The organism is Haloterrigena turkmenica DSM 5511 (assembly GCF_000025325.1).
Classification (GTDB): Archaea; Halobacteriota; Halobacteria; order Halobacteriales; family Natrialbaceae; genus Haloterrigena; species Haloterrigena turkmenica.
This window is the reverse complement of the sequence record NC_013747.1, coordinates 1-24,194: the sequence shown is the minus strand read 5'-3', so window position 1 is coordinate 24,194 and position 24,194 is coordinate 1. Positions and strand designations below refer to the sequence as shown.

The 24,194-nt window shown below is 66.2% G+C and carries 18 protein-coding genes; 11 read left to right on the top strand and 7 right to left on the bottom strand.

The window, feature by feature from the left end; genetic code table 11:
• The first annotated feature begins 52 nt into the window (after positions 1–52).
• Entirely contained in the window at positions 53–688 is a 636-nt protein-coding gene (locus HTUR_RS24165; RefSeq protein WP_012945996.1) for a helix-turn-helix domain-containing protein, read from the top strand.
• An 89-nt stretch (positions 689–777) separates the two neighbouring features.
• On the top strand, positions 778–2,997 hold the full coding sequence (locus HTUR_RS24160) for an AAA family ATPase (protein WP_012945995.1): 2,220 nt from the start codon (positions 778–780) through the stop codon (positions 2,995–2,997).
• 38 nt (positions 2,998–3,035) lie between these two features.
• On the opposite strand, the gene HTUR_RS24155 is transcribed toward HTUR_RS24160, so the two are convergent.
• Positions 3,036–3,563 (bottom strand): DUF7382 domain-containing protein, encoded by a 528-nt coding sequence (locus HTUR_RS24155; RefSeq protein ID WP_012945994.1) that lies wholly within the window; start codon positions 3,561–3,563, stop codon positions 3,036–3,038.
• Between the two features lie 74 nt (positions 3,564–3,637).
• Here HTUR_RS24155 and HTUR_RS24150 point away from each other — a divergent pair, with 74 nt between their 5' ends.
• The 4 genes from HTUR_RS24150 (at position 3,638) to HTUR_RS24135 (ending at position 9,980) form a co-directional block, all read left to right on the top strand.
• On the top strand, positions 3,638–4,102 hold the full coding sequence (locus HTUR_RS24150) for a DUF7311 family protein (RefSeq protein WP_012945993.1): 465 nt from the start codon (positions 3,638–3,640) through the stop codon (positions 4,100–4,102).
• A 32-nt stretch (positions 4,103–4,134) separates the two neighbouring features.
• Entirely contained in the window at positions 4,135–6,081 is a 1,947-nt protein-coding gene (locus tag HTUR_RS24145) for a type II/IV secretion system ATPase subunit (RefSeq protein WP_012945992.1), read from the top strand.
• Between the two features lie 7 nt (positions 6,082–6,088).
• Positions 6,089–7,903 carry a type II secretion system F family protein gene (locus tag HTUR_RS24140; protein ID WP_012945991.1) on the top strand — a complete coding sequence of 605 codons (1,815 nt, stop codon included), beginning with the start codon at positions 6,089–6,091 and terminating at the stop codon, positions 7,901–7,903.
• 76 nt (positions 7,904–7,979) lie between these two features.
• Entirely contained in the window at positions 7,980–9,980 is a 2,001-nt protein-coding gene (locus HTUR_RS24135; RefSeq protein ID WP_012945990.1) for a DEAD/DEAH box helicase, read from the top strand.
• Here the strand turns inward: HTUR_RS24135 and HTUR_RS24130 are convergent, their stop codons facing one another.
• A complete protein-coding gene (locus HTUR_RS24130) occupies positions 9,981–10,451 on the bottom strand; it encodes a hypothetical protein (protein ID WP_012945989.1) in 471 nt (156 codons plus the stop codon).
• A complete protein-coding gene (locus HTUR_RS24125; RefSeq protein WP_012945988.1) occupies positions 10,441–11,277 on the bottom strand; it encodes a ParA family protein in 837 nt (278 codons plus the stop codon). The genes HTUR_RS24130 and HTUR_RS24125 overlap by 11 nt, the downstream gene beginning before the upstream one ends.
• 1,035 nt (positions 11,278–12,312) lie before the next feature.
• Between HTUR_RS24125 and HTUR_RS24120 the strand changes: the two genes are divergently transcribed.
• A complete protein-coding gene (locus HTUR_RS24120) occupies positions 12,313–14,100 on the top strand; it encodes a helicase HerA domain-containing protein (protein WP_012945987.1) in 1,788 nt (595 codons plus the stop codon).
• On the opposite strand, the gene HTUR_RS24115 is transcribed toward HTUR_RS24120, so the two are convergent.
• Positions 14,051–15,220 carry a DegT/DnrJ/EryC1/StrS family aminotransferase gene (locus HTUR_RS24115; RefSeq protein WP_081443554.1) on the bottom strand — a complete coding sequence of 390 codons (1,170 nt, stop codon included), beginning with the start codon at positions 15,218–15,220 and terminating at the stop codon, positions 14,051–14,053. The two genes, HTUR_RS24120 and HTUR_RS24115, sit on opposite strands and share 50 nt — an antisense overlap.
• Positions 15,221–15,445: 225 nt before the next feature.
• Here HTUR_RS24115 and HTUR_RS24110 point away from each other — a divergent pair, with 225 nt between their 5' ends.
• Together HTUR_RS24110 and HTUR_RS24105 are read left to right on the top strand one after the other, a co-directional pair.
• Positions 15,446–17,083, top strand: coding sequence for an alkaline phosphatase family protein (locus HTUR_RS24110; RefSeq protein ID WP_012945985.1), 1,638 nt, complete (start codon positions 15,446–15,448; stop codon positions 17,081–17,083).
• 2 nt (positions 17,084–17,085) lie between these two features.
• A complete protein-coding gene (locus tag HTUR_RS24105; RefSeq protein WP_012945984.1) occupies positions 17,086–18,096 on the top strand; it encodes a lipid II:glycine glycyltransferase FemX in 1,011 nt (336 codons plus the stop codon).
• Positions 18,097–18,137: 41 nt separating this feature from the next.
• On the opposite strand, the gene HTUR_RS24100 is transcribed toward HTUR_RS24105, so the two are convergent.
• Together HTUR_RS24100 and HTUR_RS24095 are read right to left on the bottom strand one after the other, a co-directional pair.
• Positions 18,138–18,398, bottom strand: coding sequence for a winged helix-turn-helix domain-containing protein (locus HTUR_RS24100; RefSeq protein WP_012945983.1), 261 nt, complete (start codon positions 18,396–18,398; stop codon positions 18,138–18,140).
• 524 nt (positions 18,399–18,922) lie between these two features.
• On the bottom strand, positions 18,923–19,132 hold the full coding sequence (locus HTUR_RS24095; protein WP_008895556.1) for a DUF7563 family protein: 210 nt from the start codon (positions 19,130–19,132) through the stop codon (positions 18,923–18,925).
• Between the two features lie 392 nt (positions 19,133–19,524).
• Here HTUR_RS24095 and glmU point away from each other — a divergent pair, with 392 nt between their 5' ends.
• On the top strand, positions 19,525–20,706 hold the full coding sequence (glmU, locus tag HTUR_RS24085; RefSeq protein ID WP_012945982.1) for a bifunctional sugar-1-phosphate nucleotidylyltransferase/acetyltransferase: 1,182 nt from the start codon (positions 19,525–19,527) through the stop codon (positions 20,704–20,706).
• A gap of 421 nt (positions 20,707–21,127) precedes the next feature.
• Here glmU and glmS read toward each other — a convergent pair whose 3' ends face one another.
• Positions 21,128–22,942, bottom strand: coding sequence for a glutamine--fructose-6-phosphate transaminase (isomerizing) (gene glmS, locus HTUR_RS24075; protein WP_012945981.1), 1,815 nt, complete (start codon positions 22,940–22,942; stop codon positions 21,128–21,130).
• 867 nt (positions 22,943–23,809) lie between these two features.
• On the opposite strand from glmS, the gene HTUR_RS24070 reads away from it, so the two are divergent.
• A complete protein-coding gene (locus tag HTUR_RS24070) occupies positions 23,810–24,001 on the top strand; it encodes a DUF5786 family protein (protein ID WP_008895559.1) in 192 nt (63 codons plus the stop codon).
• Positions 24,002–24,194: the final 193 nt, after the last annotated feature.

The following is a 24,194-nucleotide window of genomic DNA, read 5'->3' as shown; positions in this document are numbered from 1 at the left end:
GCTGTATCTCACACAGTAGGGTGTTTAAGTCGTACCGGACGAACGTGATCCCATGGGACTCATCGCGGAGTTCCGGCTGACGTCGCTCGATCTCCCGCTGACGGACACGGTCGCGGCCGTCCCCGGGATCACGGTCTACATCGAACGCATCCTCGTCGTCGATCCCGACCGACCCGCCGTCCTCTGTCGGGTCGTCGACGACCGTGACGGCGAATTCGGCGCCGCGTTGGCCAACGACCCCACGGTTGCAGAGCAACTTCCACTGGACAAATCGAGCGGGAGCACACTCTACCGGATCAAACTGCGTGATCCGCCGGTCCCGATCTACCGGAAGTACGTCGAACTCGGCACCACGCCGCTGGCCGGCATCGTGACCGTCGACGGCTGGTGGGGACGCGCCCGATTCCCCGACCGCGAGGCGCTGGCCGAGTTCCGCACGTTCTGCGTCGATCGGGGCGCGTCCTTCCAGCTCGAGCGCCTCACCCGGGAATCGACGGCGGACGATCCACCCTTCGGCCTCACGCGGGAACAGTACGAGGCGCTCGTCGCCGCCCGAGATGCGGGCTACTTCGCGGTACCGCGGAAGGCCTCGACCGAGGAGATCGGCGAGCGACTGGGGATTTCGGGACCGTCGGCTTCCGAGCGTCTTCGCCGGGGAATCGATCGATTGCTCGAGAACGCGCTATAGCGGGGACGACCGCCGACCCGACGACGGTACCGATTTCAACGTCGATTGACAGGACAATTCTCAAGGCGACGCGGGCGAAAGAGCACGTCATGAGCGAGTCGGATTCGGACGGCGTTTCGCTGACGGTTCGGGCCGCCGAAAAGCGAGACGCCGGGCGTGGCGTCGCACGGATCCCGGAGCTGGCGCGGCGCCAACTCGGCGTGTTGAGCGGTGATACGGTCGTCATCGACGGCCAGACGGCGACCGTCGCGAAGATGTGGCCGGCCGATCCGTCGGTTCCGGAAAACGTCATCCAGATCGACGGCGACACGCGCGCGAACGCCGGCGCCCACGTCGGCGATACGGTCACCGTTCGCACGAAGGATACGTCGACGATCGCCGAGGCCGAGCGCGTCACGCTGACGCCGCCGCCGACGCTGACGGACGACCAGGTAGCGGCCGCCGAACGCGAGGCGACCAAGACGCTCCGGAACCGGCCCGTGCGAGCCGGCGAACAGATCCGGATCGAGGGCGTCGATCAGGAGCCGTTCCGCGTCACCGATACCGACCCCGACGGCGACGTCCGTATCACGAGCACGACGACGGTCCGAATCGTGGGCGGCAACACAGGAGCAAGCGGCGGGGCCTCGAGGACCGGCCGGAGCGACGGACGAAATCGCGATGAGGGGACGAGCGGTTCGGCGACGGACGGTACGGCCGCGACCGCGCCAACGGAACCCACCTCCGGCGTCACCTACGAGGACATCGGCGGATTGGACGAGGAACTCGAGCTCGTCCGAGAGATGATTGAACTCCCGCTCTCCGAGCCCGAGCTGTTCCGCCGGCTCGGTGTCGATCCGCCCTCGGGCGTCCTCCTGTACGGCCCGCCGGGCACCGGGAAGACGCTGATCGCTCGCGCGGTCGCCAACGAGGTCGACGCCAACTTCGAGACGGTCTCCGGGCCGGAGATCATGTCGAAGTACAAGGGCGAGAGCGAGGAACGGCTCCGCGAAGTGTTCGAGCGCGCCGAGGAGAACGCGCCGACGATCATCTTCTTCGACGAGATCGACTCCATCGCCGGCCAGCGCGACGACGACGGCGACGCCGAAAACCGGATCGTCGGCCAACTGCTGACGCTGATGGACGGCCTCGACGCCCGCGGCGAGGTGATCGTCATCGGCGCGACTAACCGCGTCGACACGATCGATCCCGCGCTCCGGCGGGGCGGCCGCTTCGATCGCGAGATTCAGATCGGCGTTCCCGACGCGGAGGGTCGCCGGGAGATCCTCGAGGTCCACACCCGCGGGATGCCCCTGGCCGACGACGTCAGCGTCGACGCGCTCGCCCGTCGAACGCACGGGTTCGTCGGCGCGGACCTCGATTCGGTCGTCAGCGAGGCCGCGATGGCGGCGATCCGCGGGCGGCCGACCGAAAGCGACGAGCGAGCGGAATGGAATCGGGAACCGACGGTCCATAAGCGTCACTTCGACGAAGCGCTGGCCTCGATCGAACCCTCCGCGATGCGCGAGTACGTCGCCGAATCGCCGAACACCGACTTCGCGGACGTCGGCGGCTTAGAGGAGGCCAAACAGCTGCTTCGGGAGTCCGTCGAGTGGCCGCTGACCTACGACCGGCTGTTCGAGGAAACCAACACCCAGCCGCCGTCGGGCGTGCTCCTCCACGGGCCGCCGGGGACCGGAAAGACGTTGCTCGCACGTGCGCTCGCGGGCGAGACCGACGTCAACTTCGTCCGCGTCGACGGCCCCGAGATCGTCGACCGCTACGTCGGGGAATCGGAGAAGGCGATCCGCGAGGTGTTCGAGCGCGCCCGCCAATCTGCTCCGTCGATCGTCTTCTTCGACGAGATCGACGCCATCACGAGCGCCCGCGGCGAGGGCAACGAAGTCACCGAGCGAGTCGTCTCTCAGCTGCTGACGGAGCTCGACGGGATGCGCGAGAACCCCAACCTCGTCGTGCTGGCCGCGACGAATCGCAAGGACCAGATCGATCCCGCCCTGCTCCGTCCCGGCCGACTCGACACCCACGTCTTCGTCGGCGAACCCGACCGCAAGGCCCGCGAGAAGATCCTCGCGGTCCACACTCGCGGCAAGCCGCTGGCCGACGATGTCGACGTCGCGGAACTGGCAGGCGAACTCGAGGGCTACACCGGCGCGGATCTCGAGGCGCTCGTTCGAACGGCCTCGATGCAGGCGATCCGGGAGGTCGCCGGGCAGTACGACCCCGAGGACGCCAACGAACGCGCAGACGAGGTCGTCATCGAGCGCCGGCATCTCGAGGCGGCGCGAGAGAACGGCGCGCCGACGCGGTAGCGGGGTCACCACACCACCGTGTCCGCCGTTCTCGTGTCTTAGAAGTCCGATGCGACGCGGATTTCGGGGTTGGGCTGCTCATCGATGTAGTTGCTGTCCGACGGCGGGATCACCTCGAGTTCGAGCGTCCCGATATCTTGATCGGCACGGAGACTCTGGTCGCCGTCGAACTCGAGGAGCGCCTCGTGGTCCTCGAGACCCGTCCCGTTGCCCGTCTCGGCTTCGACGACGCCGTCGAGTTGTGCCGAACCGGCCGTCGCGATCACCCTCGCGTCTTCGACGTTGTTACCGTTCTCGTCGATGACCGAGACTTTGACCTCGCCGTCCGTCCCGGTCGCGTCCGCCTCGACGAGTTCGTCTTCGATCTCGACGGATACCTCCGTATCGCCGACGTCGCCGATGCCGCCGAGCATGTTCAGCATGAGCGCCAGCGCGGCGACGCCGACGACCAGAGCGATGACCAGCCGAATCGGGAGGCCTTCGATCGCGCGGTCGTCCCCGCCGAACGAAAGCCGCGAGCGATGCGTCCTGTCGGCGGCATCCGCCGCCGGTCGGTCCGAGACCATACGCCCTCTGGTCCCGGCTTCGCACTTAAACTACAGACCGACGGTTTACGTACGAAGGGGCGGCCAGATGAGCCGTGATCCGCTACGTCCTCGCGGCCGTGCTCGCGCTCGCGCTGCTTGCGGCCGCCGTCCCCGCGCTCGAGTACGGTGCCGCAATGAACACCGAACGAACGCTCGATGCGGGTATCGAGGACCTCGACCGAGCGGCGACGTCGCTCGTCTCAAACGACGATCCCACGCCCGACACGCATCCGGATCCGCAGCGAGTCGTCACCGTCTCGCTGCCTGAACGGTCGCTGATGACGGCGGGCGTCGACCACTTCGAAGTCGTCCCGCACGAGGACGGTGACTTCAGCGCCGCGCGGTACGTCCTCGAGGACGGCACGACCCGGACGGCCACCATCGACGAGCGGATCGTCTGGCTCGACGCCACGGGTAGCGAGCCAGTCGAACTCGACGGTGCCGGGGAACGAGAGCTCGTGTTGACGCTGGAAACGGACGCGAGCGACGATCCAGTTGTCGTCGCACAGCGGGCGTGAGTTTATACCGGAATGCGCGGCCAGTGGCCTCCATGACGGGAGACGGAGCCGCGGGCGGCCTTCGATCGGTTATCGACGGATTCGGCGTCGATCGCGTGTTCGACAGCCTCGAGCGATTCGGCGACGCCGAGCCGCCGGACGCGTGTTCGTGTGGCGTCGCCACAACGGGCGAGACCCTCGTCCTCGACGCCGGCGACTGCGACGGCGACCTCGCGACCGCGCTCGCGTGTCGCCGGACGGCCGTCGACGCGCTGACCGACCGCGATGCCCGCCAGATCGTCGTTCGAACGAACGGCCTCGAGTACCAGTATCGCGGCCGCGGCGTCGAACTGCTCGCCGCGGCCGGGCAGTTCGTCGACCGACTGGGAGACCGGAACGAAGCGTTGCTCGCGACTGCACGGCGGGATCCGCTCGCGATCGCCGACGAACTCGGACCGCGAACCGGCGTCGATACCGACATCGTTCGCGAATCGACGCTCGTCGATGTCGCACGAGGGATCGAGAACTACGATGCAGTGCTGTCCCCGACGGTCGGACTCACGATCGGCCACTACCGGATCGATCCGACGATCCCGGACGACACGCGGTTGCGGGACGGTCGGTCGCTCGAGACGGGCAGCGACGTGCGGATCTACGACCGACCCGGCGGCGTCACGGAGTACGCGCTCGACGTCGTCGATCTGACCCTTTCGGCGACCGAACGGTCGCGTCTCCTCGAGGGCTACGAGGCCGTCGCCGAGGGCGTGGTCGACGGCGAACGCGCGGCCCCGCGGGCGATCGAACACGTCACCGACGGTCCGGCCGATTCACTGGAGATGGACATTCTGACGAAGCATACGAGCGGGTACGGAATTCTCGAGGACCTGTTCGCCGATCCCCGGCTTTCGGACGTCTACGTGACGTCGCCCGTGGATCGAAACCCGCTCCGCGTCGTCGTCGACGGCGAGTCGATGGCGACGAACGTCTATCTGACGTCCGAGGGCGCACGCGCGCTCGCGTCCCGGGTGCGACGGACGAGCGGCCGGGCCTTCTCGCGTGCGAATCCGACGGTCGACGCGACGGCGGTCCTCGAGAACGGCACCGGCGTCCGCGTCGCCGGCGTCACTGATCCCGTCGCTGACGGCGTCGCCTTCGCGTTTCGGGAGCGAACGGACGATCGGTTCACGCTCCCCGAACTCGTCGCGAACGGGACGGTGCCGGCGGAAGCAGCGGCGTTCCTCTCGATCGCCGTCGAGCGAAACGTCGCCGGCCTGATCGCCGGCACCCGCGGCGCGGGAAAGACGACGCTGCTCGGGACCCTGTTGTACGAACTGCACCCCGAGACGCGAACGGTCCTGCTCGAGGACACGCCCGAACTCCCGGTCGCCGCGCTCCAGTCGGTCGGGCGAAACGTGCAGGCGCTGCGTACCGGCAGCGAGGATGGGCCGGAGATCACCCCGACAGAGGCACTCAGAACCGCGCTTCGACTTGGCGACGGCGCGCTCGTGGTCGGCGAGATCAGGGGCGAGGAGGCCCGCGTGCTCTACGAGGCGATGCGAGTCGGTGCCAACGCCAACGCCGTGTTGGGAACGATCCACGGCGACGGGGCCAGCGAGGTCTACGAACGCGTCGTCTCCGACCTCGGCGTCGCGCCCTCCTCGTTCGGCGCGACGGATCTAATCGTCACCGTTCAGTCCCGGCGCACGGCCGAGGGCCGACGACGGCGGCTCGCCCGCATCGAAGAGGTCATCAGTGACGGCGCCGATCACTGGTTCGAACCGCTGTACGAACTCGAGGACGGAGTCGCCACGCCGACCGGCCGGATCGATCGCGGCGAGAGCCGACTCGTCGATCGACTCGCCGGACCGGACGAGACCTACGCCGACGTTCGCCGTGCGCTCGAGACGCGAACGAACCAGCTGGCGGCGCTCGCCGCCGACGGGCGGACGAGCCCGCGCGAGGTCGCCACGGCCTGCGCCGAACGGCAGTACGACGGGTGACCAATCGATGGCTCGTTCATCCGACTCCGCGACCGTCTCCCGCGTCGGCACGACGGAGATCAGGGACGGCGCCGGAATTACGGACGAACGCTCCGATACCGCGCCCGATGGCTGGCGCGCGACGCTCGTTCGTTCGCTCGCCACACTCTATCCCGCCGCCGTCGAACCGTCCGACGACCTCGAGGAAGCGCTATCGTTCGTCGGTTCAGCCCACAACGCCGAGACGATCGTTCGAGCGGGATACGGGGCCGGTATCTTAGCAGTAGTGCCGCCACTCCTGTTGCTCCCACTGGGAGCGCCGCTCTCGTTCGTTCTGTTTTTCACTCTCGTGGCGCCGGTCGCGACGATCTACACAGTTCGGTCGCTCCCGCGTCTCCAGGCCGCGTTCCGGCGGACGGAAGCGCTCGGCGAGACGCCGAACCTCATCGGTCGCGCCGTCCTCCGCATGCAGGTCCAGCCGTCGCTCGAGAGCGCCGTCCGGTTCGCGGCCGACACCGGAACGGGCCCGCTCGCCGCCGATCTCGCGGCACACATCGACCGCTCGATCGGGACGCCGGAGACGGGGATACTCTCGTTCACCGAGGTGTGGGCCGATCGATTCCCGGCGCTTCGGCGCTCGGCGCATCTGCTCGCGGCGGCCCAGGACGCGCCGGCAGGCGAACGCGAGCGGACGCTCGATCGGTCGCTCGCAGCGGTTCTCGACGGAACACGCAACCAGATGGCGGAATTTACGGCCTCGATTCGGACGCTGACGACCGGGCTGTTCGCGTTCGGGATCATGATCCCGCTGGCGCTGATCGCGCTCGTCCCGACGGTTCCGATGGTCGGCGTCTCGATCAACATCTGGGTCCTGGTCTTCCTCTACAACGTCGTGTTGCCAGCCTGTCTGGTCGTCGCGGGGCTGTACCTACTCGTTCGTCGACCGGTCGCGTTTCCGCCGCCGACGATCGGGCGTGACCATCCCGACGTTCCCGACCGGCTGTGGCTCCGGGCACTGTGGGGCGTCCTCGCCGGGATCGGCGTCTACGCGATCGTAGACGCGGTCGGCCCCGCACATCTCGCGCCGATCGTCGCCGGCGGCTTCGCGGTCGGTGTCGCGCTGCTGGCCGTCTACGGCCCGATCCTCGCGGTCCGTCACTACGTTCGCGAGGTCGAGGACCACCTCACCGACGCCCTCTACATCGTCGGCCGGCAGGTCTCCGACGGCGAGTCCGTCGAGTCGGCGGTCGACCTCGCGGCGACCCGCGTCCCGGGGGAGACCGGCGCCGTCTTCGAACGCGCCGCCGGACTGCAGCGACGCCTCCAGATCGGCGTCGAATCGGCGTTCCTCGGCCCCCACGGCGCGCTCGAGGACGTTCCCAGTCCCCGCGCTCGAGGCACGGCTGCGCTGTTGGCGATCGCGTCGAAGGAGGGCAAGCCTGCTGGACGGGCGATCGTCTCTATGGCCGACCACTTAGAGGAGCTATCGGAGGTCGAAGCCGAGACGAAACGGAATCTCGCAAAGGTGACGGGAACGCTCGACGCCACGGCCGCGTACTTCGCGCCAATGGTCGCTGGTGTCACCGTCGGCATGGCCGCGATGATGGCCAGCCAGAACGTATTCACCTCGAGCGAAGTCGACGCGGCCGCGTTCCCCGCCGAACCCCTCGCGATCGTGATCGGGATCTACCTCGTCATGCTGTGTTTCATCCTGCTGCCGCTCTCGATCGCCCTGCGCCACGGCGTCGATCGGGCGCTGATCGGCTACCACGTCGGCCGCGCCCTGACGACCTCGATGGTGCTGTACGCGGTGACCGTCGGACTGATAGACGTCTTCCTCTAGTTCCCGTCGCGGCGGACGCGATTCGCAATCGAGTCGAACGAAATCGGTTTACCCGCACCGCCGTTACGACCGGCCAGTGACCGACGAACGTGCTTCGGAAGCGACCGGTGGCGAGAGCCAGCGACCCGAGGATCCAGCGGCCGACGGGGACAGCGATCCCACCGGAGACGAGCAGGACGACGAGCAGTTCACGCTCGCGGACTTTCACGACGCATCGCAGGAGGCAGGGCGACCGGTGCTCACCGCCGCCGCACTCTCCCGGGCTCTGGATATCACTCAGGAACGGGCCCGCAAGGAACTCGAGTTCCTCGCGGACCGAGAGGCCGTCCAGCGCCTCGCCGTCGAAACGGATCCCGTCGTCTGGTATCCCAGCGAACTCGAGGACCTCACGGACCGGGAGCGCGTCGTCGTCTTCCCGAAGCGCCGCGAGATAATCGTCGATCGACCGGACCAGTTTACCCGCGCGCAACTCGCCCAGTTCGCCCACCTCGCGGACGGGAACAGCGAGCAGGGGTATCGCTACGTCGTCAGGCCCGAGGACATCTGGCAGGCGCCCCACGACTCCTGGGAGGCGCTGGCCCGGACGATGCGCCAGGCGCTCGGCCAGCGCTCCGAGGGACTCGAGGAGTGGGTCCGGAGCCAGTGGGATCGGGCCCACCAGTTCCGGCTGACGACCCACGAAGAGGGCTATACCGTCCTCGAGGCCAAGAGTCCCGAGATTATGGGCAACGTCGCGCGGCAGAAACTCGACGAAGAACACGTCCACGCGCCGATATCTGACACCGAGGACTGGGTTCGTGAGGGCTCGGAGGCCGCGATCAAGCGAATCCTCTACGAGGCTGGCTACCCGGTGCAGGATCATCGCGAGCTCGAGTCCGGCGAGGAGCTTCCCGTCGACCTCGAGGTTCGACTGCGAGACTACCAGCGAACGTGGGTCGACCGCTTCGCGGAGGCCGGCGAGGGCGTCTTCGTCGGGCCGCCGGGAAGCGGGAAGACCGTCGCCGCGATGGGGGCGATGGCTCACGTCGACGGCGAGACCCTGATTCTGGTGCCGAGCCGCGATCTGGCCCGGCAGTGGGCCGACACAATCCTCGAGTACACCTCGCTCGAACCGGAGCAGATCGGCCAGTACCACGGCGGGCGCAAGGAGGTCCGGCCGGTGACGATCGCGACCTACCAGATCGCGGGGATGGATCGCCACCGCTCGCTGTTCGACGACCGCGAGTGGGGGCTGGTGATCTTCGACGAGTGCCAGCACGTCCCGTCGGACGTCTACCGCCGAAGTACCCATTTGCAGTCCAAACACCGACTCGGCCTCTCTGCCAGCCCGATCCGTGAGGACGACCGCCAGCAGGAGATCTTCACCCTCGTGGGTCCGCCGATCGGTACCGACTGGGAGGCGCTGTTCGAGGCCGGCTTCGTCGCCGAACCGGAACTCGAGATCCGCTACGTCCCGTGGGGTGACGACGAGCAGGGCAACGCCTACGCCTCCGCGGACGGCCAGGAGAAGTACCGGATCGCCGCGAAGAATCGCGGGAAGGTCGACGAGGTGCGCTACCTGCTGTCGGCCCACCCCGACTCGAAGGCGCTGGTATTCGTCGACTACTTAGAGCAGGGGAAGGACCTCTCGGCCGCCCTCGATGTTCCGTTCCTCAGCGGTGAGACGCCCCACCACGAGCGCCGGCGACTGCTCGATGAGTTCCGGCGGAACGAGCGGGACCTCCTCATCGTTTCGCGGGTCGGCGACGAGGGGATCGACCTCCCGACGGCCGATCTGGCGATCGTCGCCTCGGGACTCGGCGGCTCCCGACGGCAGGGAACCCAGCGAGCCGGGCGGACGATGCGCCCCGCCGGTGGTGCGCTCGTCTACGTGCTCGCGACGCGAGGGACCCGCGAGGAGGACTTCGCCCGCAAACAGCTCCAGCACCTCGGCCGCAAGGGGATGACGATCCGCGAGCAGAACGTCGAACGCGACGAGGGTTCCGAAGCCGACGACGCCGATGAAACCGATGAAAAGGACGGAAACGGCACAAGCGACGGGGATGACGAGATCGACGGGAGCGTTGGCGACGAGTAGCTACTCCTCGCGGGCCTCGAGAATCTCGTCGATCACGCCCTCGGTGTCCGCGGCCGCGAGCCGGAAGACGGCGTCGTAGAACTCGCGACCGGTCAGATCGCGAACGTCGTGGTCCGTTCGCAACTGCGCGTCGACCAACGCGCGCGCGTCGTCTAGATCGGCGAGCGTCTCCGGGCGGACGTACACCGTCTTCTTCTCGGTCGCGTCGAACGGGAACGCCGTCGGGTCGTCAGTGTTGGCGTCATCAGCGCTGGCGTCGTCAGCGGTATCGCCATCGACATCGGGTTCCGCCGTCTCGGCGCTCGAGTCGCCATCGGTCTCGGATTCGGGTGCAGACGCATCGTCTCCGGTCGTCGTCGAATCGGTCTCCTCGCTCGAGGACTCGGCAGCCGCCGATTCGGCGCTCGATTCCTCGTCTGAATCGTCCTCGACGGCATCGCTCAGTCCAGCGAAGCGGTTGTCATCGGGCATCGGCGACACCTCCGCGCTCGACGATGGCGGCGAGTTCGTCCAAACGATCGAGCATGTCGTTGTCAGGGTCGTATTCGGCGAGCGGGACGCCCTCGCGCCAGGCCCGACGGAAGGCGATCCGCTCGCGCAGGCCGGGGCCGGGCGAGTCTGGATCGTCGAAGTGCTCCGAGCGGGCGAACTGGGGCAGGAACTCGCCGAACTGGGACTCCTCTAAGTCGGTGATGATACGCTTTTCCTCGTTGTCGCCGGCCAGCGAGTTGGGGACGATCGCCATGATGTCGAGGTCGATCTCCTTGCGGATCGGGCCGATCTGCTGGGTGTACATCCGCTCGAAGCCGCTGACGCTGGGTTCGCTCATCCGCAGCGGGACGATGACGTTCTGGGTGGAGATGAGCGAGGCGTCGGCCAGCGGCCCGAGGTTCGGCGGCGAGTCGACGACGACGTAGTCGTAGGTGTCGCCGAGGACCGGATCGACGATCTCGTTTCGGATCCAGAGTTCGCCGAAGGTCGCGCTGCGGATGCTGTTCTCGACGCTGTCTAAATCCTCGTGGGCCGGTAGCACGTCGAAGGCGCCCGCCGAGCGGATCACGTCGCCGAGCGTCGTCTCGGTGCCGTCTTCGAGAATATCTCCGATATGGACGTCGCTCGTGTAGGCGTCGCTCAGGCCGACGCCTTCGGTGGCGTTGCCCTGCTGGTCTAAGTCGACGAGCAGGACGTCGTTGTCGCGGTTGGCGAGTCGTTCGGCGAGGTTGATCGCGAGGGTCGTCTTGCCGACGCCGCCCTTCTGCAGGGCGACGCTGACGGCGCGTGGGGTGTCAGTCGTCATGTGTGGGAAGGTCCGTCGCCGCGGCCGATCTCGAGCGGGAGCGGTGCGAACGGTTCGAACGTCGAAGACCGCTTCCACCGTGTACACCGTGTAGAATGTGCAAACCGTCTTGAATCTGCGGGCTAGCGGCTCCGATCAGTGCGAGCAGGATTCCGCGAACGACGTTCCGCGGTCGACGTGGGACGGATCGTCCACGGTCCGAACGTCGGAAGCAGTCGAAACGGTTCGGACCTCGAGCACAGTTCAAACGGTATGCACAGTTTGAACGGTGTCGAGAGGATGGAACGGGAGTGGGAGCCGCCCGTGCGAACGTTTCCCTAAGTGGAAAGCGTCTACACAGTGGAGACATCGGATCAGTCATGGGTCGAGATCGACGCGATCGGACGCGGCGAGTAACACGTCTATCATTCGGATAAGATAACTTAACAGTAGTGGAAACAGTCTACACATTCTATACGGTGTGAACGGTGTACCGATTCAGATAACCCGACGAAGTGTAGACGGTGTAGTTCTGGGACGGTTTTCAAGTAGTATATCGGCTGTAAAAGCCGTTACTGTATTTCGATGATTCTCACACAGTTTAGACATCGTACGAAGTGTAGACAGTGGAAGAATCGTTAACGGTGCACACGTCCTACAAATTATTCACCGTGTTCTCACGGCGGGAACCTGAACTGAAACGCGAGGCGGTCGGCTCATATCGGACGAACTCGAGACCACCCGATGCACTGTTTAGAATGTATCACTGGTCAAACTGTCCACTCTTCCGAAGAGTACGCCGTACCTCACGACTCGAGCGGATGCAGTCGGTCACGACGGGAGGGTCGATAGCAGTTGAGTGTGATTTGTTCACGCAAAAGACGTATCACACGGTGTAAACGGTCTACACGTTGTGCACTGTCTCAACTGTGAAGAGACACAGCGATCGATCCAGCAGAAACACCCGAATCCACCGGACGAGGCCAATATTCAAGGTGCCGTGTTCGGAGTGTACCCATATATGAATTCGTCGCGCGCGCTCGAGGTGATGCGTTGGTGAGCGACCAGCGCCAGATTCTGGTCGGCGAAACCGACGATGGATCGGAGCTGCGGCTCCCGGTCGTCGAACTGCTGACCGGCCGCGGGTTCGTGACCGGCAAGTCGGGCTCGGGGAAGTCGAACACCGCGTCGGTCATCGCCGAGGAGTTACTCGAGGCGGGCTTTCCCCTCCTGATCGTCGACACCGACGGCGAGTACTACGGGCTCAAAGAGGAGTACGAGATGCTCCACGCCGGCGCCGACGAGGAGTGCGACATCCAGATCGGGCCCGAACACGCCGAACAGATGGCGAGCCTCGCGCTCGAGGAGAACGTTCCGATCATCTTAGACGTCTCGGGCTACCTCGACGAAGAGGTGGCCGACGAACTGCTGCGCAAGATCGCCCGCCAGCTGTTCGTCAAGGAGAAGAAGATGAAGAAGCCCTTCCTGCTCGTGGTCGAGGAGGTCCACGAGTACATCCCCGAGGGCGGCGGCGTCGGCGAGACGGGGAACCTGTTGATCAAGATCAGCAAGCGCGGGCGCAAACACGGCCTTGGCATCCTCGGCATCAGCCAGCGGCCCGCGGACGTCAAGAAGGACTTCATCACGCAGGCCAACTGGCTCGTCTGGCACCGGCTGACCTGGGACAACGACACCAAGGTCGTCGGGCGGATCATCGACACCGAGTACTCGGAGCTCGTCTCCGAACTGAACGACGGGCAGGCGTTCGTCCAGACCGACTGGACCGAGGTCGATGTCCGAAAGGTCCAGTTCCGCCGCAAGCGGACCTTCGACGCGGGTGCGACTCCCGGCCTCGACGACTTCGAGCGCCCCGAGCTGAAGTCCGTCTCGGACGCGCTGGTCGGCGACCTCGAGAACATCTCCGAGCGTAAGGAGCGCGAACAGGACCGGATCAACGAACTCGAGAACGAACTCGAGAAGAAGGAGAAACGGATCGAGACCCTGGAGGACGAACTCGAGTCGGCGCGGGACGTCTCGTCGGCGGCCAAGCAGATGGCCGACGCGCTGACCCGGAAGGAGACGGTTCAAACGGAACTCGGCGGCGGCAGCGACGAGGAACTGCGTCGCCTCCACGACGAGATCGTCGACCTCGAGGACGAGCGCGACGAGCTTCGGGCGGAACTCGAGGAGCGAGACGAACGCATCGAGACGCTCGAGACGACGCTCGAATCGCGAACGGAAACGGTGGAACGGCTCCGCGAGGAAAACGAGCGGCTTCGGGACCGCGTTCGCGAACTCGAGGAGAGCGAGCCCGAGCCCGAGACGACCCCGACGGAGTCGGACGACGAGATCGTCCACGCCGGCGGTGACGCGGTCGAGTTCGGGTTCACGTCGATCCGCGAGGAACTCGAGAAGCGGGACGAGGCGACGAGCGATAGCGACCGCGACGAGACGACGCGAAACGACACCGGGCGGACGGAGGTCGAACGGGACGAGTTCGAGCGAAACGAAGTCGAGCGAGACGAGCGGACGACGACCGCGAGCGAACGCCCGTCGTTCGAGGCCCTGTTCGAGGGCGACTGGATCGACGACCGACTCGAGACGGCGGCCGGACAGTCTCAGTGTACGGCGGCGACCGGGCGACGCGCGCTGGCCGTCCTGGCTCGAGACGGGCCCCTCGAGACGGCGGTCCTCGCCGAACGGGTCGATCGATCGACGGTCGCCGTCCAGAGTCTCCTCTCGGAACTGCGGACCGAAGGGGTCCTCGACCGGCCCACCGAGCGGACCTACACGCTCAGCGACGACGTTCGCGGGGAACTGACCGCCGCGGCGCGGATCGACTAGCGGTCGTGGCACGCCGCCGGAGTCGATCGTCGACGGCCTCGATCGCGATGGGATCGACTCCCTGGTGGACCGGCAGGACGACGGTCTCTCGAGCCAGTCGCCGCGCGACCGCGTAGGCCGGATCGTCGCGGACGGTCGCGGCGAGTCGCGGCCACGTGTGCGCGGCGACCCCGCACCGCTCGAGCGCCGCGACCAGTCGCTGGGGCGACCCCGTTCGAAGGGGGAAGACCTGCGGACAGATTCCCTCGGGAAGGGTTTCGTGATAGGCTTCGACACCGGACCGGGAGTCAAAGCAGCGTCGCCACGCGAGGTAGTTGGTCCGACGGGCGCGCCGGATCGCCGTCGGATCGGCGGCGGCGACGACGGCCGCCGAGAGTCTTGACATCGGCGTCTTCGCGGCCTCGTACCGCGCCTTCGGATCGGGGACCGACACCGCTCGCTCGGCGACCAGCCGCTCGACCGCCCGGCGAACCGTCGCGTTCGTCCCGAGGAGATCGCCGGCGAGCGACTCGAGGACGTACCGGCAGTCGTCGACCCCGAACCGGTCGCGGACGCCGGCGAACGACAACGGCTCGAGTCGCGCGGCGACCGAGTCGTCGTTACAGTAGAGGACGGCACCGTCCGGAATCGGCAACAGCTTTCGGAGGCTCGTGACGCCGAGGTGACCGCGGGTTCCGAGCAACGTGCCGTCGTCGACGCTGAGCGGCGCGTGCGCGTTGTCGTCGACGTGATAGCAGTCGCGGTCGGCGAGCAGCGACGCGACCGCCTCGAGCTCGGGCTGTGGAAACCCGAAGTAGTCGACCGTCACGACCGCGGCCGTCTCGTCGTCGAGCCGTTCAGCGAGGTCGGCGCGATCGGGTGCGAGCGTCTCCCGAACGCGGTAGTACCGGGGCTCGAGTCCGAGGTCGCGAAACGGTTCGACGACCGCGTCCGGCAAGTACGCGGGAACGAGGACGTTCTCGCCGGGGGTGACGAGTCCCGCGAGCCCGTCGTAGAGTGCCGCCTTTCCGGAACCGTAGAACGCGAAGTTGGCGGTGTAGCGCTCGAGAAACGGTTCGATTCCCGTCGCCCGCCGGTCGAGCAGTGTCCGGGCGGATAGCGACGGATGTTCACTGATCATGGCCATATCGCGGGAGAGTACCGTTTTGAATCGACTCCACCATCCCAACGGAAACGCTACGATCGACGGTATAGTGATTGGGACGATATCTCATGGCACGTGATAGGCAACCAATGATTACTCGGAGAGCCGAGGCCAAATGCGCGTCATTGCCATGAGCAATCCGAACATACGGCGGCCAAACTAATCGAATAACAAAACAGAGGTATCCCCTCTCTCGTCTCCATGGGAGCTTCGGCAACCGAAACCGAACTCGAGCTGCTCGTGGTCGGGCTCGACGGGAGCTGTCGGTCGGTGCTCGAGCCGCTGTTCGAGGCGGACGAGATTCCGACGATCGAACGACTGATCAAGACCGGGACCAGTGGCCCGCTGGAGTCACAGATCCCGCCGTGGACGGCGAGCGCCTGGCCGTCGGTCTACACGGGGAAGAATCCGGGAAAACACGGCGTCTACGACTTCCTCTCGTTCGACGGCTACGACTGGGACGTGGTGAACGCGACCCACGTTCGGGAGCGGCCGATCTGGGAGTTGCTCAGTGAGTACGGCCTCTCGAGTGTCGTGGTCAACGTCCCCGTCACCCATCCGCCGCGGGAGTTCGACGGCGCGCTGATTCCGGGCATGACCGCGCCGGAGGATCCGCCCTGTCATCCGGAGGGGATCCTCGAGGACGTGAAACTGGCCGGTGACGGCTATCACGTCTATCCGCAGGGGACCGACGCGCCGGACCAGTCGATCGAGGGCTACGAGCGCACGATCGAGGACCGCGGCTCCGCGTTCCGATACCTCGCGCGACGGATCGAGCCCGAGTTCGGATTCCTCCAGTTTCAGGCGACCGACACGGTCTTCCACGAGCGGCCGGGCGACAAGGCGGCCGTCGAGGCCGTCTACCGGGCGGTCGATCGACAGCTGCGGGAGACGCTCGCGGAAACCGACCCGGAGAACGTCCTGCTCGTCAGCGATCACGGGATCGGCAAAGTGACGGGCCACGAGTTCCGCGTCAACGAGTTCCTGCGCGAGCAGGGGTCCGTCGCGGTCGAGAGCGGCGGCGGCATGCCGAACTGGTCGACGACGTGGGAGAACGAACTGCTCGAGGGGGAGAGCGGTGGCGACAGCGAGGCCGCCGACGGCGGGACGAGCGCGCTCGAGCGAGCGATGAACGCCGCCGCGAAGGCCGGGATTACGACCCAGCGAGTCGCCGCCGCGCTCGAGCGGGTCGGACTGAAGGAGCCGATCGGCGAGCGAGTTCCGAACGGGATGATTCGGGCGGCGAGCGAGCGGGTCGACTTCCCCGAGTCGACGGCGTACGTCCGCTCGAAGAGCGAACTCGGCGTCCGGATCAACCTCGAGGGTCGCGAGCCCAACGGGCAGGTGCCCGAATCCGACTACGAGGCGGTCAGATCGGAGCTGATCGACCGGCTCTCGGCCGTTCGAACGCCCGACGGAGAGCCGATGTTCGAGGCCGTCGAGCCCCGAGAGACGTACTTCGAGGGACCGTACGTCGACGAGGCGCCGGACATTCTGACGGTTCCCGCAGACTTCGACAACGCGATCGTCGCCGACGTCGGAACCGAGCAGTTCGGCGAGCCGATGGAGCCGTGGAACCACAAGCGAACCGGCATCGTCGCCGCCGCGGGCAGCGACGTCGACGAATCGGCCTCGCTCGAGGGGGCGACGATCTTCGACGTCGCGCCGACGGTCTGTGCGCTGTTCGACGTGCCGGTCGACGCCGAGATGGACGGCACGACCTTGCCGGTCGTCGACGCCGGAGAGGAGACGACGTACCCGGATTACGAACCCGATCCGATCCGCGCGACCGACGACGGGGCCGTCGAAGACCACCTCTCGGATCTGGGGTATCTCTGACGATGAGTATCGAAGTAACGACGCTCGATCCGCGGGCCGACGCCGACGAGTGGAACCGATACGTCGAGCGCTCGGACGGGACGAACCCGTTTTACCGAGCCGAAGCGCTCCGACTGCAGGCGACGGACACCGGGTCGACGCCGCACCTGCTCGTCGGGTTTAAGGGCCAAGAGCCGGTCGGGCTCTTCCCCGTCTTCGAGTACGCCAAGGGACCGATCACCGGAGCGTTCTCGCCAGCGCCGTTCTCGTGGTCGTGTTACCTCGGACCGGCGCTGTTGAACGTCGACAAACTCAAACAGCGCAAGGCCGACCGCCGAACGCGGCGGTTCCTCGAGGGTAGTCTCGCCTACATCGATCGGAAAATCTCGCCGGTGTACGCCAAGTTCGTCACCGCCGAGTTCGACGACCTCCGGACGTTCGCCTGGAACGAGTACACCGTCGAGCCGGGCTACACCTACGTCGTCGACCTCGAGGGAAGCGAGGACGACCTGTTGAAGCGGTTCAGCAGCGACGCGCGGAGCAACGTCCGTAACGCCGATCCGGACGCGTACGTCGTCGAAGAGGGCGACGGGGACGACGTCGATCGCATCGTCGAGCAGGTCGCGGCCCGCTACGAGAGTCAGGGCAAGCCGTTCCAGCTGAGCACGGCGTTCGCCCGTTCGATGTACGAACGGCTGCCCGACGGCGCGATCCGGCCGTACGTCTGTCGCGTCGACGGGGCGTTCGTCGGCGGCATCCTCGTCGTCGAGTCCGAGCGGACCCGCTACCGGTGGCAGGGCGGCGTCAAACCCGACACCGACGTCGATGTCCCGATCAACGACCTGCTCGACTGGCACGTCATGCGCGACGGTCTTCGCGACGGGCTCGAGCGATACGACCTCGTCGGCGCCGGCGTCCCGAGCATCAACCGGTACAAGGCGAAGTTCAACCCGCGCCTCGAAACCCACTACGAGATCACGGCGGGCTCGTTCGGAATCGATCTGCTGATCGATCGCTACCGAAAACACAGCTGAGACCGCGATCGGGAATCAGCGGCGTTCGGACGCTCGGACGCTCAGTCCGCGAGCTGATACTTCGACTGCCGGGCGTCCTCGAGGTGGACGCGGCTGGTGACCAGGCCCGCGTCCTCGAGTTTGCCGAGCGCGTACCGGACGGTCCGAGCGCAGAGCCGGGACTCGGCGGCGATCTCCTCCTGGGTCATCGACCCCTCGTACTCGATAACTTTGTAGACGAGTTTCGAACTGGGCGGGAGTTCGGTCAGCGATTCGTTCGGGTCCGGGCTGTCGGCCTCGGAGTCGGGTTCGGTCGCGCTCATCGCTGGCCCCGAGCGGTCGACTCGCATCGCGTTGTGCGGGCGATACCCGGACCGAACGGCGGATCGGCCGACGGTCGGTCCGCGACTGCGGCGGTCCGATCGGACCGGCGGCCGGAAAACGGACGAGCTGTCTCCATTCGTACCCGGATCAAAACGGGCGGTTCGTATATACGATATCGACAGTTCAGAAATCTAGGGGGCGGCTAACCCGGATACCGACAGAATAATCGGAAGCGAACGCTCGACCACGCACCGGATCGATCGGTCCCGTCGGGGCGGAGACGAGGAACAGTAGTCGTCGGCTTCGACGGACCATGGACGCCGGACGCCGGGCAGCCTCCGTCCGGTTCGGCGCATTCGGTCGGCCTCGCAGCCTCGTCGCGGCCCGATGGGAGTGGAATGGAAGTGGGTGTAGGAGTTGGCGGCGGTATCGGGATCGGAACCGACAGTTGGCGGTCCGACTGCTCGCGGAGACGGTCGATCGGTCGAGAACGGACGCGGTACCTGACGAACAACGAACGAAATCAGCGGGCTTCCTTCGGGATGAAATCCGAAGTTTTCATTTCGCGGTACGTCGCACAGTCAGGACAGGCGTGAACGACGTCGCGGTTGTCCCCGAAGACGCGGGCGAACTGACGCGTCACCTGGTTCCCGCAGTTGACACAGCGGGGGGCGGTCGTTTCCTGGCCGGACGTCATCGGCGTCCACTTCGCGTCGGTTGGTTCCGTCGACATCAACAACTCGTAGCGACAGAACGGTATTTACTATAGACTGCATAATCCCGCCGCTCGGCCGTTCGCACGGATATCGGTCGAGAAAATCAGCTCATCGTGACAGTCCGGTAAACAGCAGTGTCACCCTCTCTCACGGCAGAAATTCAATATTTCTTTGTATTAACCGACTGTTTTACCCGCCGTGAGCGCCGGTTCGGCGGCCAGTCCCGACGACGCGTCACGCGAGCGATCGCGGCCGCCCTCGAGCGGGAGTCGGCCGACGACGAATCCGTCGGCTGCAATCGGGCGATAGCGGGCCTCGTCGGGGCGGAATCCGACGGAAACGACCGGAAAACCGCCCGACGGCAGTAGTAGCTGTATAATTATCCGGCGAATCCCGGAAGGGACCGTCAATGCAAGCCGTTGTTCTTGCGGCGGGTGAGGGAACGCGAATCAGACCGCTCTCCGCGGAGTTGCCGAAGCCGATGCTGCCGGTCGCCGACCGGCCGCTGGTCGCCCACACCGTCGACGCGGCCGTCGACGCGGGGGCGGACGAAATCGTCCTCGTCATCGGCTACGAGGCCGAGACCGTTCGCGACTACTTCGGCGACGAATACCGAGGGGTCCCGGTCTCGTATGCGGTCCAGACCGAACAGGCCGGGACGGCCCACGCCGTCGCCGCCGCCAAAGACCATATCGACGGCCCCTTCGCCGTCCTGAACGGCGACAACCTCTACGATCCGGCGGCGATCGACCGACTGTTCGCGAACTGTCCGGCCGTCGGCGCGGTCGAAGTGGCCGAGCCGCGGAATTACGGCGTCCTCAGCACCGAAGACGGGGTCGTCGACGACATCACCGAGAAGCCGACCGAGCCGCCGACGAACCTCGCTAACGCCGGCGCCTACGCCTTCCCCGAACGCGCTCGCGAGTGGCTCGAGGTCCCCGAAAGCGAGCGCGGCGAACACGAGATCACCGACGTCCTCGCGACGGTGCTCGACCGGTTCGCGGTGACGCCGATCGCCCTCGACCGGTGGCTCGACGTCGGTCGACCTTGGGAACTCCTCGCGGCCAACGAGTGGAAACTCGCCGACCTCGATCGGCGGATCGACGGCCGGGTCAGCGACGACGCCCACCTCGAGGGCGACGTGGTCGTCGAGGACGGCGCGACGGTGAAATCGGGCACCGTCATCGAGGGACCGGTCCTGATCCGTTCGGGGGCGACCGTCGGGCCGAACGCCTCCGTCCGCGGCGCGACGCTGATCGGCGGGGACGCGTCGGTCGGCCACGCCGTCGAGATCGAGAACAGCGTTCTCTCACGCGGCACCTCGGTCAGCCACCTCTCGTACGTCGGCGACAGCGTCCTCGGGCGCAACGTCAACGTCGGTGCCGGGACGACGGTCGCGAACCGCCGCCACGACGGCGCGATCGTCGAACTCTCCGTCAAGGGCGAACGGGTCCCGACGGGTCGACGCGAGTTCGGCGTCGTCGCCGGCGACGGCGCCAAGACCGGCATCAACTCGAGTCTGCTCCCCGGACTGAAACTCGCCGCGGGAGCGACCACGCGACCCGGCGAGGTCGTCGAACGCGACAGGTAGCCTACAGCGAGCCGTCGGCCGGTTGCTGATCGGACCCGCAGCGTCAGAACGGCGTATAGAGCGCTAGAACCATCGGTAGCAAGTGGGGGCTTTATATCACGGCGAATCGCTAGAGCGGGTGGAGGGAATCGATCAGACCCGATACGATCGCGGCAGTCCCCTCCAGCGCGGTTTCGACGGTTCGAGTGCGGGTCGCGGGTCGGATCCCGACGGCGCCGTTCGGAGCCGGAACTATGGGGGTGGTTTCGGTTCCCGCGGCATCGCCGACTCGTACTCTGAACTCGACGCGTTCGACGTTTTCAAACCGAGAGCGGCAGGGACGGACGGGGACCGCGTTCCGTTCGATTTCGAGCCGGACACGTTCGGCTATTCGAGAGAGCGATCCGAGAAAACGAGCGACGGTCGGCCGCAAATCGGCGGCCTATTCGACGGTGACGCTTTTGGCCAGGTTGCGGGGCTTGTCGATCGGCCGGTCGAGGAGGTCGGCCGCGTAGTAGGAGACGAGCTGCAACTGGACGTTCGCGAGCAGTCCCGCGAGGTCGGCGTCGGTCTCGGGAATCTCGAGGTGGGCGTCCGCGACGTCGACCGCCCGGTGGCCCTCGGGGCAGACGGCGATCACGGGCGCGCCGCGAGTCTGTGCTTCCTCGGCGTTTTTCAGCGTCTTCTCGTCTTCCTGACCGGTAAAGATCGCGAAGACCGGTGTGTCGGGCGTCACCAGCGCCAGCGGGCCGTGTTTGAGCTCGCCCGAGGCGAAGCCCTCGGCGTGCTCGTATGTGATCTCCTTGAACTTCAGCGCGCCCTCAAGGGCCACCGGAAAGCCGAGTCCGCGACCGATGAAGAAGTACGATCGGCTCCCGTGGTAGCGTTCGGCGATGGCCTCGGCGTCGGTCTCCGCGAGCAGGTCGTCGATCGCGTCGGGCATCGCGGCCAGGTCCGGCAGCAGCGTCTCGAGGTCGGCCGACGGTTCGCCGTGCCGATCGGCGGCGATGCGCTGGCCCAGCAGCGTCAGCATGACGGCCTGGGAGGAGAACGTCTTCGTCGCGGCGACGCCGATCTCGGGACCGGCGCGGATGAACAGCGCCTCGTCGGCCTCTCGAGCGGCGGTCGAGCCGACGACGTTCGTGACCGTGACGGTCATCGCCCCCTCGGCCTCGGCCTGGCGAAGGGCGTTCAGCGTGTCCGCCGTCTCGCCGCTCTGGGTGACCGCGACCACGAGCGTGTCGTCGTCGACCGGCGGCGCCGAGACGCTGTACTCGTTGGCCAACAGAGCGGTCGACTCGATACCGGCCTGTTTCAGCGCGAGCGAGCCGTACAGCGCGGCGTGGTAGGAGGTTCCGCAGGCGACGAACTGCACGCTGTCGACGTCCGCGAACGTTCCCGGCTCGAAGTCCGCGAGCGCGATCCGGGCGTTCTGGGTATCGATCCGCCCCTCCAGGGCCTGGCTCAGGGCGGTCGGCTGCTCGTGGATCTCCTTTAACATGAAGTGATCGTACTCGCCCTTTCCGGCCTGTTCGGGGTCCCACTCGACGGTCTCGGGTTCGCGCTCGATCGAATTTCCGTCGAGGTCGGTGAACTCGACGCCGTCGTCGTCGACGATGACGACGTCGCCGTCCTCGAGGTAAACAACGCTGTCGGTGTACTCGAGGAACGCGGGGACGTCGCTGGCGAGGAAGTATTCGCCGTCCTCCATACCGACGACCAGCGGCGATCCCTGACGGGCGGCGTAGAGGACGTCCTTGCCGGAGAGCATCGCCGTGACGGCGTAACTCCCCTCGAGTTCGTCGATGGCGCGACGGAAGGCCGTCTCGTTGTCCATCCCCTCGTCGAGATAGAACTGGATGAGATGGGGGATGACCTCGGTGTCGGTGTCGCTGGTGAACTCGTGGCCGTAGTCGGCCAGTTCGGACTTGAGCTCGGCGTAGTTCTCGATGATCCCGTTGTGGACGACGGCGACGTCTTTCGTCTCGTCGGTGTGCGGGTGGGCGTTCTCGTCGGTCGGCGGGCCGTGGGTACTCCAGCGCGTGTGCCCGATCCCGACCGAGCCCTCCAGCGGCGTGTCGTCGATCGACTCGCGCAGCTCGTCGACCTTGCCGGAGCGTTTCTCGACGTTGATTCCAGACCCGTTCTGGACGGCGATGCCGGCCGAATCGTAGCCGCGGTACTCGAGGTTCTCGAGGCCGGTCAGCAGCGGTTCGAAGGCGTTGCCGTCGCCGACGCGGCCGATAATTCCACACATCGACGGTCACCCCCCGTACGGTCGTTCGGGAGAGCGGCCCCCCCGGAACGCCACAGCGGTTATCGAACGGGACGTCGCAGTTGCGGAGACGGGAGATCGAACGGCCGCTCGCGATAGCGCCATCGATCGGTGCGCTTCCGGGGCGACTGTTCGAGACGACGGGCGGTACACGGACATATTGCATCCCTTCCCAGCAGCACCCATTACTATAGACGGGCTACTAGAGGCGGTAGTTGACGGGTAACGGTCGGCCTCCGCTCTCCCTCCCCGATATTCGAATTCGGGACACTCATCGGCACGACCACGTTTCTAACGTGTCTGTGCGATTCGCGTCGAAAATCCGTCGATAGTTCGTCGAAACCGGATTCGAGAACCGGTATGTCAACCGAAAATCGAACAGTAACTGCGTACGGGACCGCGGCCGAGCGAGCGAACCGGGACTGACGAAAATCGCGCGGAGCGCGCCGACAGTAGCGATTTCGGATCAAACGCTCGTGAGTCCTCGCGAGCGAGCGTGATCGGTTCCCCTACTGATAGCGGGAGCCGTAAAGGAAACACTATCGAGAATGAATCGATCGGTCGGGACGTCCGGTCCTCGAGCGTCGCCGGTCCCGTTCGTCTCCACTGGAACCGACCGCGCTGGGAGATGCGTCGGAACCCACGAAGCACGACTCGAAGTCGGGACCGACCGGCGAACACACCGGGGTTCCGGTCGAAACCGCCGGCGGGCGCGCCGGCGGCGGCGGTCCGGAAACGCGGTCAGCCAAACCGGTCGGAACGAACATATTGACGATCCGAACTGTGAGGATCCGCTGCGGGGACGTATCGAATCGGCACACCTTTGGCAGTGGCTGATGAAGTGAGTGTATGGGTTTTGGTAGCTACGACGAATCCGAGCAACAGCAGCAGACGGCGGACGACGAGGACGATGTCGAAGCCGTCAACGTCCACGAAAACGATCATGACGGTCAGCTGTCATTCGAGTCCGACGCCTCGACCGACGAGCTCGTCTCGCAGCTCGGCTCGATGAAAGACGACGAGGACGAGACCGAGGAGTAACCTCGAGGACTAGCGTCGTCACCGTCTCGTGATCGGAGAGACGCGACGACGACGACGAACGGAGCCGGGTCGGCGAGTGGACCTGACTCGGAGACGGATCTTTGCATTTTCGTGCGCGCGTATCGCGAGAGTACGAGAAGGGACAGCAGAAGAGAATACACAGCTGCCGGCTCAGTACGAGACGGAGTGACAG

What these genes read in the sequence shown, in the direction of transcription:
- glmU (WP_012945982.1), top strand. Translation starts at nt 19,525, where the DNA reads ATGCAAGCCGTTGTTCTTGCGGCGGGTGAGGGAACGCGAATCAGACCG.
- HTUR_RS24070 (WP_008895559.1), top strand. Translation starts at nt 23,810, where the DNA reads ATGGGTTTTGGTAGCTACGACGAATCCGAGCAACAGCAGCAGACGGCG.
- HTUR_RS24155 (WP_012945994.1), bottom strand. Translation starts at nt 3,563, where the DNA reads ATGGTCTCGGACCGACCGGCGGCGGATGCCGCCGACAGGACGCATCGC.
- HTUR_RS24115 (WP_081443554.1), bottom strand. Translation starts at nt 15,220, where the DNA reads ATGATCAGTGAACATCCGTCGCTATCCGCCCGGACACTGCTCGACCGG.
- HTUR_RS24095 (WP_008895556.1), bottom strand. Translation starts at nt 19,132, where the DNA reads ATGTCGACGGAACCAACCGACGCGAAGTGGACGCCGATGACGTCCGGC.
- HTUR_RS24145 (WP_012945992.1), top strand. Translation starts at nt 4,135, where the DNA reads ATGACGGGAGACGGAGCCGCGGGCGGCCTTCGATCGGTTATCGACGGA.
- HTUR_RS24105 (WP_012945984.1), top strand. Translation starts at nt 17,086, where the DNA reads ATGAGTATCGAAGTAACGACGCTCGATCCGCGGGCCGACGCCGACGAG.
- HTUR_RS24160 (WP_012945995.1), top strand. Translation starts at nt 778, where the DNA reads ATGAGCGAGTCGGATTCGGACGGCGTTTCGCTGACGGTTCGGGCCGCC.
- HTUR_RS24165 (WP_012945996.1), top strand. Translation starts at nt 53, where the DNA reads ATGGGACTCATCGCGGAGTTCCGGCTGACGTCGCTCGATCTCCCGCTG.
- HTUR_RS24110 (WP_012945985.1), top strand. Translation starts at nt 15,446, where the DNA reads ATGGGAGCTTCGGCAACCGAAACCGAACTCGAGCTGCTCGTGGTCGGG.
- HTUR_RS24100 (WP_012945983.1), bottom strand. Translation starts at nt 18,398, where the DNA reads ATGAGCGCGACCGAACCCGACTCCGAGGCCGACAGCCCGGACCCGAAC.
- glmS (WP_012945981.1), bottom strand. Translation starts at nt 22,942, where the DNA reads ATGTGTGGAATTATCGGCCGCGTCGGCGACGGCAACGCCTTCGAACCG.
- HTUR_RS24130 (WP_012945989.1), bottom strand. Translation starts at nt 10,451, where the DNA reads ATGCCCGATGACAACCGCTTCGCTGGACTGAGCGATGCCGTCGAGGAC.
- HTUR_RS24140 (WP_012945991.1), top strand. Translation starts at nt 6,089, where the DNA reads ATGGCTCGTTCATCCGACTCCGCGACCGTCTCCCGCGTCGGCACGACG.
- HTUR_RS24125 (WP_012945988.1), bottom strand. Translation starts at nt 11,277, where the DNA reads ATGACGACTGACACCCCACGCGCCGTCAGCGTCGCCCTGCAGAAGGGC.